This is a genomic window from Streptomyces sp. NPDC046557 (genome assembly GCF_040645975.1).
Taxonomy (GTDB): Bacteria; Actinomycetota; Actinomycetes; order Streptomycetales; family Streptomycetaceae; genus Streptomyces.
Genome location: NZ_JBEYZH010000006.1, coordinates 174803 through 187445, shown reverse-complemented (window position 1 = coordinate 187445; position 12643 = coordinate 174803). Strand labels below are relative to the sequence as shown.

Sequence of the window (12643 nt, the reverse complement as noted above, 5' to 3'; positions counted from 1 at the left end):
TTCGGACGGGCATGGCGCTCACGCTCTACGTCGACACCGCGCGCTGGCGTGCGCACCAGAAACAGATCGCGGACCAGTTCCCCGGCTTGATCCCGGTCTGCAAGGGCAACGGCTACGGCTTCGGCCACGAGCGGCTGTGCGAGGCGGCGACCCGCATGGGCGCCGACATCCTGGCCGTCGGCACGACGTACGAGGCCGCGAGCATCAAGGACTGGTTCGGCGGCGACCTGCTCGTCCTCACCCCGTTCCGGCGGGGCGAGGAGCCGGTGCCGCTGCCGGACCGCGTGATCAGGTCGGTGTCCTCGGTGGACGGCGTCCGCGGCCTGGTCGGCGCCCGCGTGGTCATCGAGTGCATGAGCTCGATGCGTCGCCACGGTGTTTCGGAGCAGGACCTGGGCCTGCTCCAGTCGGCGATCGAGGACGTGCGCCTGGAGGGCTTCGCCCTGCACCTGCCGCTCGACCGCCCCGACGGTTCCGATGCCGTCGAGGAGGTCATCGGCTGGATGGACCGGCTGCGCGCGGCCCGCCTCCCGCTGCACACCATGTTCGTCAGCCACCTGCGGGTCGAGGAACTGGCCCGGCTCCAGCAGCAGTTCCCGCAGACCCGTTTCCGGGCCCGCATCGGTACCCGGCTGTGGCTGGGCGACCACGAGGCGACCCAGTACCGCGGCGCCGTCCTGGACGTCACGCGCGTGGCCAAGGGGGACCGGTTCGGCTACCGCCAGCAGAAGGCCGCCTCCGACGGCTGGCTCGTCGTGGTCGCCGGCGGTACCTCGCACGGTGTGGGCCTGGAGGCACCCAAGGCCCTGCACGGGGTGATGCCGCGCGCCAAGGGTGTCGCACGGGCCGGCCTGGCGACCGTCAACCGCAACCTGTCGCCGTTCGTCTGGGCGGGCAAGCAGCGCTGGTTCGCCGAGCCCCCGCACATGCAGGTGTCGATCCTGTTCGTGCCCTCCGACGCGACGGAACCCAAGGTCGGTGACGAACTGGTGGCACACCTGCGCCACACGACCACGCAGTTCGACCGGGTGGTCGACGCCTGAGCCCGCTCAGAGCCGGCGCTCGACGCCCCACTCCACCCTTCCTGCCTCCGGGGGCGTCGCGTCACGCGGCGCCCTCGCCGCGTCGGACAGCGTGAAGACGTCGGGCGCCCCGTCCAGGACCCCGCCGGACGGGTCGTCCGAGCCGTCGCGCCGTACGACGTCCCGCTCGGGCAACAGGATGTCCCGTACGACCACCGCGCAGAGGTAGAGGGTCGCCAGCAGGTGGAGGACGATTGCCAGCTGGTATCCCTCGACCGGCAGGCCCTGGTGCTTTTCTCCGCTGGTCGTGTAGGCCAGGTAGAACCAGATCCCGAGGAAGTACAGGACCTCACCGGCCTGCCAGATCAGGAAGTCCCGCCAGCGCGGTCGGGCGAGCGCCGCCAGGGGGACGAGCCACAGGACGTACTGCGGCGAGTACACCTTGTTGGCCAGGATGAAGGCCGCGACGACCAGGAAGGCCAGTTGCGCGAAGCGCGGCCTGCGGGGCGCCTTGAGGGTGAGCAGCGCGATGCCGGCGCAGAGCAGCAGCGTGAGGCAGGTGGCGTAGGTGTTCGCGCCGGTCAGGGGGTTGCCCGATCGCTGGGAGATCAGCAACCACACCGAACCGAAGTCGATGGGCCGTTCCTGGCTGAAGGTGTAGAACTTCTTCCAGCCGTCCCAGGCGAAGTACATGACCGGCAGGTTCACCACGAGCCACGCGCCGGCCGTGCCCGCCGCGGCCGCCCCGAGCGCCCGCCATTTCCCGGCCCTCAGGCACAAGACGAAGAGCACGCCGAGCAGCAGTACCGGATAGAGCTTGGCCGCTGTGGCCAGCCCGACGAAGACACCGAAGAGCACCGTGCGGCCGCGGGACCACATCAGCATCGCGACGGCGGTCAGGGCGAGGGCCAACAGGTCCCAGTTGATCGTCGCGGTGAGCGCGAACGCGGGTGCCAGGGCGAGCAGAAGGGCGTCCCACGGCCGTCGGCGGTGGGTGCGGGCGACGCACACGGCGATGACGGCGGCACAGATCATCAGCATCCCGGCGTTGACCATCCAGTACATCTGCTCGCGGTGCTGCATCGAGCCGCTGCCGGGGGTCAGCCAGGAGGCGATTTGCATGAAGAGCCCGGTGAGCACCGGATACTCCAGGTACTCCATGTCACCCGGGAGCCGGTCCCAGTAGGGAATCAGGCCATCGGCGAAGCCCCGCACGACGTACAGGTGCGGGATGTCGGAGTAGCAGGCGTGGGTGTACTGGGAGCCGGCTCCCCGGAACCACGCCCAGTCGTAGCACGGCACCTTCTGGACCATGCCGAGCGCGAACATGCCGAGCGCGACGAGGACCACGACGCGGACGGGCGTCAGCCAGTGGCCGCCCAGCCGGGCATGGCGGCCGAACGGCCCGCCGATGAGCTCACTGCCGGCGGCGGCGACCTCGTCCTGCTGGGTCGGCAGAACGGGCCGGTCCTCGTGCACCTTCGTCATGGGGCTCATCCTGCCGTACCGCGCCGGGCACGCACGAGGGCCGCCGCACGGTGTGCGACGGCCCTCGTCGAGCGGAGCGCGGGGTGGATCAGCCCCCGGTGCCGAGACTGGTGCCCCAGCTGGTGCCGCCCGGGCGACCCGGTTTGCCGGTGACGGGGGGCGACGGTGACCCGGAGGCACCGCCGTCGGCGCCGCTGCTGGTGCCCGTGTCGGTGCCGCCGCTGGGGTCGGGGGGGCACAGCTTCCACGGCTGGCAGGTCGGCTTGCCGCCCTTCGAGGGGGACGGGGAGACCGAGGGCGAGGGGCTCGCCGGGGGCGTGGACTGGGACGCGGAGGGGGAGGGGGTGGGCGCCGCCGGAGTGGCGGTGGGGGCGCCAGGCGCGTCCGCGACCACGCCGATGTCCTCGGCCTCCGGGAAGTCCTTGACCGGCTTGCCCTTGAGCGCTTCCTTCATGTACTCGGTCCAGATGGTGGCGGGGATGTCACCACCGTGGATGGAGTCGATGCCACCGACGCCGTTCATGGACTGCAGTCCCTGGTCGGGCTTGCTCGGGTCGCTGCGGAACAGGGTGACCGCGGTGGAGAGCTGCGGGGTGTAGCCGACGAACCAGGCCGACTTGTTCTTGTCGGTCGTACCGGTCTTGCCGGCCACGGGCCGTCCCAGCTTCTTCGCCTTGTTACCGGTTCCCTCGGGGCTCTCGACGACGTTCTTGAGCACCTTGGTGATGTTGTCCGCGATGGAGTTGTCCATGGCGCGCTGCGGCTTGGAGGCCTCGAACCCCGGCAAGGTCGTGCCGTTCTTCTCGACCTTGGTGACCGAGTAGGGCTCGTGGTGGGTCCCCGACGCGGCGAAGGTGGCGTAGGAGTCGGCCATCCGGATGGCGCTGGGGGTGGAGGTACCGAGGGCGAAGGAGGCGTTGTCGTTCGGGTCCATCGACTCCTTGAGGATGCCGGTGGAGGCGGCCACTTCCCGCACCTTGCTGTGGCCGACGTCGAAGACGAGCTGCGCGAAGGGCACGTTGATGGACTTCTCCATCGCCTCGTTGAGCGTGACGTAGCCGAAGGCCCTCTCGCTCTCGTTCTTCTGCCTGAACGGCGTGCCGTCCTTGCCGAGCAGCGGTTTGCCGTCCCGGTCGTTGATCACCGTCTTGTCATCGGCGTTGTACTTGCTGTCGGCCGAGATGCCCGCGCCCTTGGACTTCTTCGTGCCGTACTCCATCGCCGCCGCCAGCACGTACGGCTTGAAGGTCGATCCGACCGGCACACCGCTGGTGTTGGCGTTGTTGTTGAAGTACTTCTTGTCCATGCCGGGGCCGCCGTACAGGGCCACGATCGCCCCGGTGTTCACGTCGACGGAAGCGGCGCCGAACTGGACGAAGGTGTCCGTCTGGGGACGTGCCTTCTCGTCGATGAAACCGTTGCGGGTGTCCTCGACCGCCTTGGCCAGCGCGTCCACCTTCGGCTTCTCGAAGGTGGTGCGGATCTGGTAGCCACCGCGGGCCAGTTCGTCGGCACCGATGTTCAACGTCTTCATGACGTACTGCTTGGCCGTGTCGACCAGGTAGCCGGTCTGTCCGGACAGGCTGCGGACCTGCTCGGCTTCGACACGCTGGGGGAACGTCGTGTACTTGGCCCGCTCGGTCGGGTCCATCCGGCCCACCGCTACCTCGCGGTCCAGCACCCAGGCCCAGCGCTGGCGGGCGCGCTTCTCGTTCAGCTCCGGGGTGGCCGCCGAGCCGATGCCCCCGTCCGGGTTGTAGAGGTTGGGCCCTTTGAGCATCGAGGCCAGGAACGCGCATTCCGAGGGATCCAGCTTCTCGCTGTCCTTACCGAAGTACGCGCGGGCGGCGGCCTGGATGCCGTAGGCGTCCCGGCCGTAGTAGGCGGTGTTGAGGTATCCCGCGAGGACTTTGTTCTTGTCCTCCGTGACACCGAGCTTTATCGCGATGAAGAGCTCGGTCACCTTCCGCTTCAGCGTCTGGTCCGAGCTGAGGTAGGTGTTCTTGACGTACTGCTGGGTGATGGTCGACCCGCCCTGGGTCGCGCCGCCCTTGGCCATGTTCACCACGGCGCGGGCGATGCCCATCGGGTCGACGCCCTTGTCCGTCTCGAAGCTCTCGTTCTCCGCCGCGATCACGGCGTTGCGCATCGCGAGGGGGATCTGATCGATGGTCACGATCTGGCGGTTCATCGAACCGCCGGTGGCAACCATCTGGGAGCCGTCCGCCCAGAAGAAGACGTTGTTCTGCGCCTGCGCCGCCTTGTTCTCGTCAGGGGTGTTGACCATGGCGATACCGATGCCGGCGCCGGCGATGATCACCGCGAAGAAGCCGAGGATCGTACCGCTCACCAGCTTCCAGGACGGCATGAAGCGCAGCCAGCCGTCCTTGTCGGAGCGCGGGTAGTTGACGAGCCGCTTGTCCGGCCGTCCGTTGCCTCCCGCACGGCCGCGGCCCGCGGGCCCTCTCTGGGTGGCTCTGCGCGCGTCGGCCCGGCTGCCGTGGGGAGGCTGGGCTCCTCCGTTTGGGCCACTGCGTGAGGCCATGGGGACGTCACGTCCGGCCGCGGGACCACGGCCCGGGCGCTGCTGCGCAGCCCGGCGGGACGCGGCACGCCCGCCGCCTTGGGGCTGCTGCGGCGGTTTGCGGCGGTGCTCGCTCATCGAACGACTACTCCTCGGGCAGGCGAGTGGCCTGGAAGCGGCGGTTACATTCCGGTTCCCCCGGTGTCATGCGGCAAAGAGTACGCAGGGTCAAAACCCAATCAGTGCCGAAGTTCACCCCAAATCAGGCAACTTGCATCGTACGAATTGGTGATGTGACGCCGGTCACCACCCCGCCACTTGTCGCAGCGAGCCACCCGCTCTATCGTCTGGATGTATCGAGTCGATACATCAGCTCGACATAAACTCGGAGCCGGAGGAGGGCAGGCGGATGAGCAGGCGCTCAGGCATCCTCGAGTTCGCCGTCCTCGGCCTGCTCCGCGAGTCCCCCATGCACGGTTACGAGCTGCGCAAACGGCTCAACACCTCGCTGGGAGTCTTCAGGGCGTTCAGCTACGGGACGCTCTACCCCTGCCTCAAGACGCTGGTCGCCAACGGCTGGTTGATCGAAGAACCGGGCAACGCCCCGGAAGACGCGCTCGCCGCTTCGCTCGCGGGCCGCCGCGCCAAGATCGTCTACCGGTTGACGGCCGCGGGCAAGGAGCACTTCGAGGAGCTCCTCTCCCACACCGGCCCGGACACCTGGGAAGACGAGTCCTTCGCCGCCCGGTTCGCCTTCTTCGGTCAAACCGAGCGGGAAGTGCGCATGCGCGTGCTGGAGGGCCGCCGCAGCCGGCTGGAAGAGCGTCTGGAGAAGATGCGCGCCTCGCTGGCACGCACGCGGGAGCGGCTCGACGACTACACCCTTGAGCTGCAGCGGCACGGAATGGAATCCGTGGAGCGCGAAGTGCGCTGGCTGAACGAGCTCATCGAGAGCGAGCGGGCGGGACGGGATCAGAGACGACCCGGCCCGTCCGACGAAACTGCAAAATGAGGTCTGCATCTCGCAGACCTCGTCCGAGAACAAACAGGGAGCAACCGGAATGGGTTCGGTTCGCGTAGCCATCGTCGGCGTGGGCAACTGCGCCGCCTCGCTGGTGCAGGGCGTCGAGTACTACAAGGACGCCGACCCGGCGGCCAAGGTCCCCGGTCTGATGCACGTCCAGTTCGGCGACTACCACGTGAGTGACATCGAGTTCGTCGCCGCGTTCGACGTCGACGCGAAGAAGGTCGGCCTCGACCTTTCGGACGCCATCGGCGCCAGCGAGAACAACACCATCAAGATCTGTGACGTCCCCAACACGGGCGTCACCGTGCAGCGTGGCCACACCCTGGACGGCCTGGGCAAGTACTACCGCATGACCATCGAGGAGTCCGCCGAGGCTCCGGTCGACGTGGTCCAGATCCTCAAGGACCGCCAGGTCGATGTCCTGATCTGCTACCTGCCCGTCGGCTCCGAGGACGCGGCGAAGTTCTACGCCCAGTGCGCCATCGACGCCAAGGTCGCCTTCGTCAACGCCCTCCCGGTCTTCATCGCCGGCACCAAGGAGTGGGCGGACAAGTTCACCGAGGCCGGTGTCCCGATCGTCGGCGACGACATCAAGTCCCAGGTCGGCGCCACCATCACGCACCGCGTGATGGCGAAGCTGTTCGAAGACCGCGGTGTCCGTCTCGAGCGCACCATGCAGCTCAACGTCGGCGGCAACATGGACTTCAAGAACATGCTCGAGCGCGACCGCCTCGAGTCGAAGAAGATCTCCAAGACGCAGGCCGTCACCTCGCAGATCCCCGACCGTGAGCTCGGCGAGAAGAACGTCCACATCGGCCCGTCCGACTACGTCGCGTGGCTCGACGACCGCAAGTGGGCCTACGTCCGCCTCGAAGGCCGCGCCTTCGGCGACGTCCCGCTGAACCTCGAGTACAAGCTCGAGGTGTGGGACTCCCCGAACTCCGCCGGTGTCATCATCGACGCCCTGCGCGCCGCGAAGATCGCCAAGGACCGCGGCATCGGTGGCCCGATCCTGTCCGCGTCGAGCTACTTCATGAAGTCGCCGCCGGTGCAGTACTTCGACGACGAGGCGTACGCCAACGTCGAGAAGTTCATCAAGGGCGAGGTCGAGCGCTAAACGGCTGCGGCCCCACGCGTTCCACAAGGAGCACGCGACGTCCGACTCCTCCGGACACCTGGTCGTCGACTGTTCTTCCGCCGAGGGTCCCCGGGCAATTGTGCCCGGGGACCCTCGGCGTGTGTGACCCTTGCCCTCATGCCTGTCGTACGTGATCTGCGCGTACTCCTGCGCCTGAGGGACTTCCGCAATCTGCTGACCGTACGGCTGCTCTCCCAGGCCGCCGACGGTGTCTACCAGGTCGCGCTCGCCACCTACGTGGTGTTCTCGCCGGAGAAGCAGACCTCACCCGCGGCCATCGCCTCCGCGATGGCGGTGCTGCTCCTGCCCTACTCCGTGATCGGGCCGTTCGCCGGAGTGCTGCTGGACCGCTGGCGCCGCAGACAGGTCTTCCTCTACGGCAACCTCCTGCGGGCCTTTCTCGCCTGCGTCACCGGCATGCTGATCGTCGCCCACGTCCCCGATTGGCTGTTCTACGCGTCGGCCCTGTCCGTGACCGCCGTCAACCGCTTCGTGCTCGCCGGGCTGGCCGCCTCGTTGCCCCGTGTCGTCGGGTCCGGTCAGTTGGTGACCGCGAACGCCCTCTCGCCCACCGCGGGAACCCTGGCCGCGACCGCGGGCGGGGGACTGGCTTTCCTGATCAGGCTGCTGGCCGCTGACTCCGACGCGCTGGTCGTACTGTTCGGCGCCGTGCTGTACCTGTGCGCCGCGCTCGTCTCGCTACGCCTGGCCGTCGGTCTCCTCGGCCCCGATCACCCCCCCGGCCGGTCACACCCCTCGCTCGCCCAGGCAGTGACCCTCACCGTGCGGGGCATGGCAGAAGGACTCCGGCACCTGGCCGGCCGCCGTGAAGCATCCCAGGCACTCACCGCGATGACCCTGATGCGGTTCTGCTACGGGGCGCTGCTCGTCACCCTGCTCATGCTCTGTCGCTACTCCTGGTCGGACGACGAGTCCGCCGGGCTGGCACTGCTGGGCGTCGCGATCGGTGCCTCGGGCGCGGGGTTCTTCGCCGCCGCCGTCGTCACGCCGTGGATGGTGAACCGGCTGGGCACGCGCGGCTGGATGACCCTCTGTGCCGGTGGCGCGGCCTTCCTGGTCCCGACGCTCGGCCTGTTCTTCGCACCCGGACCGATGCTCGTCGCCGCCTTCGCCCTGGGCATCGCGACGCAGGGCGCCAAGATCTCCACCGACACCGTCGTGCAGTTCCAGGTCGACGACGAGTTCCGGGGCCGGGTCTTCTCCGTCTACGACGTGCTGTTCAACGCCGCGTTCGTGGCGGCGGCAGCGGTCGCGTCACTGATGCTCCCCGCTGACGGCCAGTCCGTTCCCCTGGTGGTGGGTGTGGCGGTCCTCTACGCCGCCACGGCGGCGCTTCTCCTGCGGCAGGGCCGACGCCCCGCCCGGGGCGCCCGTCAGTAGCCACGAGGGAACAGGGGCCGCCCGATGTTTCACGTGAAACGGCGGAGGTTTCACGTGAAACATCGGTCCGGACCCAGCCTCACGACTGAGAGGCCCACCACTCCTTCAATGCCGCCACCGCCGCGTCATGTCCCATCGGCCCGTTCTCCAACCGCAGCTCCAGCAAGAATGCGTACGCCTTGCCGATCACCGGACCGGGGCCGACACCCAGCACCTGCTGGATCTCGTTGCCGTTCAGGTCGGGCCGGATCGCATCCAGCTCCTCCTGCTCCTGGAGCTGCGCGATCCGCTCCTCAAGGCCGTCGTACGTCCGGGAGAGCGCGCCGGCCTTGCGCTTGTTGCGCGTGGTGCAGTCGGACCGGGTGAGCTTGTGCAGGCGCTCCAGCAGCGGACCCGCGTCACGGACATAGCGGCGCACCGCCGAGTCGGTCCACTCCCCGTCGCCGTACCCGTGGAAGCGCAGGTGCAGCTCCACCAGCCGGGACACGTCCTTGACCATGTCGTTGGAGTACTTCAGGGCGGTCATGCGCTTCTTGGTCATCTTCGCCCCCACCACCTCGTGGTGGTGGAACGAGACACGGCCGTCGCTCTCGAACCTGCGGGTCCGGGGCTTGCCGATGTCGTGGAACAGGGCGGCGAGGCGCAGCACGAGGTCCGGGCCGGCCTCCTCCAGGTCGATGGCCTGCTCCAACACCGTCAAGGAGTGCTCGTACACGTCCTTGTGCCGGTGGTGCTCGTCACTCTCCAGCCGCAGGGCGGGCAGCTCGGGCAGTACCCGGTCCGCCAGTCCGGTGTCCACCAGCAGCCCGAGGCCCTTGCGGGGGTGCGCCGAGAGCAGGAGCTTGTTCAGCTCGCCCTGCACCCGCTCCGCCGAGACGATCTCGATCCGCTCGGACATCGCCTTCATCGCCGCCACGACCACGGGGGCGACCTCGAAGTCGAGCTGCGCGGCGAACCGGGCCGCACGCAGCATCCGCAGCGGATCGTCCGAAAAGGAGTCCTCGGGGGTGCCAGGAGTGCGCAGGACGCCTTCCCGGAGGTCCTCCAGGCCACCGTGCGGGTCCACGAACTCCTTCTCCGGCAGCGCGACGGCCATCGCGTTCACCGTGAAGTCGCGGCGGACCAGATCCTCCTCGATGGAGTCGCCGTAGGAGACCTCCGGCTTGCGCGAGGTGCGGTCGTACGACTCCGAGCGGTACGTGGTCACCTCGATCTGGAAGTTCCGGTCGGCGTCCTCGACGCGGGCCAGCTTCTGCGCTCCGACGGTGCCGAAGGCGATACCGACGTCCCACACCGAGTCGGCCCAGGGCCGCATGATCCTCAGCACGTCCTCGGGGCGCGCGTCGGTGGTGAAGTCGAGATCGTTGCCGAGACGCCCGAGCAGCGCGTCGCGTACGGAGCCACCGACCAGGGCGAGGCGGAACCCCGCCTCCTGGAAGCGGCGGCCGAGCTCGTCGGCGACAGGGGCGACGCGCAGCAGTTCACTGACCGCTCGGCGCTGCACCTGACTCAGGGCACTGGGGGTGTCTTCATTGGCGTTCGGCACAACAGAAAAGGGTACGTGGCCCGGCCGGCGGGGGCCGCCGCGTTTTGCGGCCACCCCGCCCCATCCCGCCCACGGGCCGGAGCCGATCATGTGGAGCAAGGCGCGGCACTCGCGCACAGCGCGTCTCGTTACCATGCGTGGACGCACAACCGACGACCACTGACACTTCGAGGGACGGGCGAGCGCGTGGCCGAGGCGGCAGACATCCTGGGGGCAGCCGCCCCTGCCCGGCGCCGCTGGCTGCGGCGGGCAGTCGTCCTGCTCGCCGGCACGCCGGTCCTCGCCGCACTGGTCTACGCCCCCGCCCCGCCGGCCCAGGCCGCCGACTCCGCCGTCGACGTCCAACTGCTCGAGGTGTCACCCAACGCTCCTGTGAAGAGCGACACCCTCACCGTCTCCGGCAGCGTGGTCAACAACAGCCGCGAGGCGATCAAGGGCGCACACGTCGGACTGCGCGTCGGTCCCGTCGTGGGTGACCGGGCGTCCATCGACGAGGTGGCGGACCGTACCGGCTTCCGGGCCGGCGTGGATCCGGGGGAGATCGACCCGGCCTACGCGGTCAAGATCGACTCGTTGCCCTCGAAGGCCAGCCGGCAGTTCACCATCAGCGTCCCGGTCGGCAAGCTGGACCTGGGCAAGGACGGCGTGTACCAGCTGGGCGTCTCACTGTCGGGCGAGACCGACAGCCGACCGTACGAGCAGGTGCTCGGTATCCGGCGGACGTTCCTGCCATGGCAGCCGGAGGTCGCCGCCAAGCGTTCCTCCCTCACCTACGCCTGGCCGCTGATCTCCACCACCAGAGTCACGGCGGAAACCGGCTCGGACGAGTCACAGACGCCCGTCTTCCTCGACGACTCCCTGGCCAAGGAGCTGGCGCCGGGAGGCCGCCTGGAGCGGATGGTCTCCCTCGGCAAGGACCTGCCGATCACCTGGGTCATCGATCCGGACCTGCTCTACACGGTCGACGCCATGGCCAAGGGTTACCGGATCCGCAACCCCGACCCCGACGGAAAGCCCCTGCCCGGCAGGAGCAGGGCCGTGGCCGAGCAGTGGCTGAGCGCCCTGGAAACCGCGGTCCAGGGCAAGAAGGTGGTCGCGCTGCCCTACGCCGACCCCGACCTGGCGTCCCTCGCCCACCACGGCAAGGACGTCTCGGGCACCCTCGGCCAGCTGCGACCCGCCACCGACAAGGCGAAGCAGGCCGTCGAGACGGTCCTGCACGTCACTCCGTCCACCGACTTCTCGTGGCCGGTGAACGGTGCGATCGACCCGTCGATCGTCAATGTCGCCACCTCGGCCGGGGCCCACAACGTCCTCACCCGCAGCGACAGCCTGCAGGAAACCGGCGCCCTCGGATACACCCCGACGGCCGCCCGTCCCATCGGCGCGGGTGCGACCGCGATTGTCGCCGACGCCGAACTGTCGACGGCTTTCGAAGGCGACATGCTCAACGCCAGGGACTCCACGCTCGCCGTGCAGAGGTTCCTGGCCCACAGTCTCGCCCTCAACCTGCAGGGCGGTGACGAGCAGCGCAGCTTCGTCGTCACCCCGCAGCGGATGCCGACCGCCAGCCAGGCCGACTCCATGGCGGCCGCCCTGCGGGGCCTCCAGGGCGGCCGCTGGACCCAGCCCGCCGACCTGGAGGCGGCGGCCTCCGCCAAGCCCGACCCCGGCGCGGCCACCCAGGTACCGGGCGCCGGCCAGTACCCGGAGGCCCTGAGCCGTCAGGAACTCCCGGTGTCGGCGTTCGAGAAGATCCGGACCACTCAGGACACCCTCGACCGCTTCAAGGTGATCCTCGCCGCGCCCGAGCGCGTCGAGATCCCCTTCGGCAACACCACGAACCGGGAGATGTCCACCTCCTGGCGCGGCCGGCCAGAGGAGGCCGAGCTCTATCGCGACCAGGTCCAGGACTACCTGATCGGGCTCACCGAGAAGGTCAAGGTCGTGCCCAAGTCCGACGCCACCTTGTCCGGGCACAGCGCGATCATCCCGGTCAGCGTCCAGAACAGCCTCGTGCAGGACGTCCACAACCTGGTCCTGCGAGTGAAGTCGGCCAATCCCACCCGCCTGATGTTCGGCGACAGCGGAGTGTCCGAGCAGGACGTCACCGTCCAGGCGGATCACAGTCAGACCCTGAAGTTCCCCGCGAACGCCACCGCGAGTGGTCCCGTCGAGGTCACCGCGCAGTTGTTCACGAAGGACGGCGTCCCCTACGGCAAGGAACAGAAGTTCACCGTGGAGGCCACCGAGGTCACTCCCACCGTCATGCTCGTCATCGCGGGCGGCGTTCTCCTCCTCGTGCTCGCGGGCATCAAGATGTACGCGAGCCGCAAGCGCGCGGCGGCCCGGGCGGCGGCCGAGGAGAGCACGCAGCCGAGTGACGAGTCCCCGGACACCGGACCGCAAAGCACAAGCGGGTCCGGCACGGGTGAGACAGTGGACCGTTAAAGCGATGCCGTGGCCGGTCGGCCTGGGGACGATGAGGTGGGGTTTC

General features: G+C 68.8%; 8 protein-coding genes. 5 read left to right on the top strand and 3 right to left on the bottom strand.

Features of this window, described 5'->3' with window-relative positions:
* Positions 1–11 precede the first annotated feature (11 nt).
* The gene (locus ABZ934_RS15585) at positions 12–1043 is read left to right on the top strand and encodes an alanine racemase (RefSeq protein ID WP_361312872.1); all 1032 of its coding nucleotides are present in this window, start codon (positions 12–14) and stop codon (positions 1041–1043) included.
* Positions 1044–1049: 6 nt separating this feature from the next.
* On the opposite strand, the gene ABZ934_RS15580 is transcribed toward ABZ934_RS15585, so the two are convergent.
* On the bottom strand, positions 1050–2510 hold the full coding sequence (locus ABZ934_RS15580) for a glycosyltransferase 87 family protein (protein WP_361312870.1): 1461 nt from the start codon (positions 2508–2510) through the stop codon (positions 1050–1052).
* 88 nt (positions 2511–2598) lie between these two features.
* On the bottom strand, positions 2599–4878 hold the full coding sequence (locus ABZ934_RS15575; RefSeq protein ID WP_361312869.1) for a transglycosylase domain-containing protein: 2280 nt from the start codon (positions 4876–4878) through the stop codon (positions 2599–2601).
* Between the two features lie 565 nt (positions 4879–5443).
* Between ABZ934_RS15575 and ABZ934_RS15570 the strand changes: the two genes are divergently transcribed.
* The 3 genes from ABZ934_RS15570 to ABZ934_RS15560 all read left to right on the top strand — a co-directional run bounded on the left by ABZ934_RS15570 (position 5444) and on the right by ABZ934_RS15560 (position 8600).
* Positions 5444–6046 carry a PadR family transcriptional regulator gene (locus ABZ934_RS15570; protein ID WP_136210355.1) on the top strand — a complete coding sequence of 201 codons (603 nt, stop codon included), beginning with the start codon at positions 5444–5446 and terminating at the stop codon, positions 6044–6046.
* A 49-nt stretch (positions 6047–6095) separates the two neighbouring features.
* Positions 6096–7178 carry an inositol-3-phosphate synthase gene (locus ABZ934_RS15565; protein WP_361312868.1) on the top strand — a complete coding sequence of 361 codons (1083 nt, stop codon included), beginning with the start codon at positions 6096–6098 and terminating at the stop codon, positions 7176–7178.
* Positions 7179–7316: 138 nt separating this feature from the next.
* Positions 7317–8600 carry an MFS transporter gene (locus ABZ934_RS15560; protein WP_361312866.1) on the top strand — a complete coding sequence of 428 codons (1284 nt, stop codon included), beginning with the start codon at positions 7317–7319 and terminating at the stop codon, positions 8598–8600.
* A gap of 79 nt (positions 8601–8679) precedes the next feature.
* Here ABZ934_RS15560 and ABZ934_RS15555 read toward each other — a convergent pair whose 3' ends face one another.
* Positions 8680–10146 carry a CCA tRNA nucleotidyltransferase gene (locus tag ABZ934_RS15555; protein WP_361312864.1) on the bottom strand — a complete coding sequence of 489 codons (1467 nt, stop codon included), beginning with the start codon at positions 10144–10146 and terminating at the stop codon, positions 8680–8682.
* 186 nt (positions 10147–10332) lie between these two features.
* Between ABZ934_RS15555 and ABZ934_RS15550 the strand changes: the two genes are divergently transcribed.
* Positions 10333–12597 carry a DUF6049 family protein gene (locus ABZ934_RS15550; protein ID WP_361312862.1) on the top strand — a complete coding sequence of 755 codons (2265 nt, stop codon included), beginning with the start codon at positions 10333–10335 and terminating at the stop codon, positions 12595–12597.
* Positions 12598–12643 lie beyond the last annotated feature (46 nt).